The sequence below is a fragment of the Nonomuraea candida genome (genome assembly GCF_000725485.1).
Taxonomy (GTDB): Bacteria; Actinomycetota; Actinomycetes; order Streptosporangiales; family Streptosporangiaceae; genus Nonomuraea; species Nonomuraea candida.
The window spans coordinates 1-340 of the sequence record NZ_JOAG01000163.1 but is presented as its reverse complement, the minus strand read 5'-3'; the positions used below and the strand labels follow the sequence as shown (position 1 = coordinate 340).

Annotated in this window: 1 protein-coding gene; it reads left to right on the top strand. The window is 71.2% G+C overall.

Translation table 11 applies throughout. The features are described 5' to 3' along the window. Positions 1-337 (top strand): discoidin domain-containing protein (locus IO39_RS43525; RefSeq protein ID WP_169789232.1); only part of this gene is annotated, 337 nt, incomplete at its 5' end. Between the last annotated feature and the right edge of the window lie 3 nt (positions 338-340).

Sequence of the window (340 nt, the reverse complement as noted above, 5' to 3'; positions counted from 1 at the left end):
GGCCTTCCCGGCCTCGGCGGCCGTGGACGCCTCGGCCACCACGCGCTGGTCGAGCGCGTTCTCCGATCCGCAGTGGATCCAGGTGGATCTGGGGGCGTCCTACACGGTGGACCGGGTGCGGCTGGTGTGGGAGACGGCGTACGGGTCGGCGTACCAGATCCAGACCTCGCCGAACGGGACGACCTGGAGCACTGTCCGGTCGGTCACGGGCGGCAACGGCGGCGAGGACGATCACACCGGTCTGAACGCCGCCACCCGCTACGTCCGCGTACACGGCACGACCCGGGCCACCCCCTGGGGCTACTCCCTGTTCACCTTCGAGGTCCACGGACGCTGACCC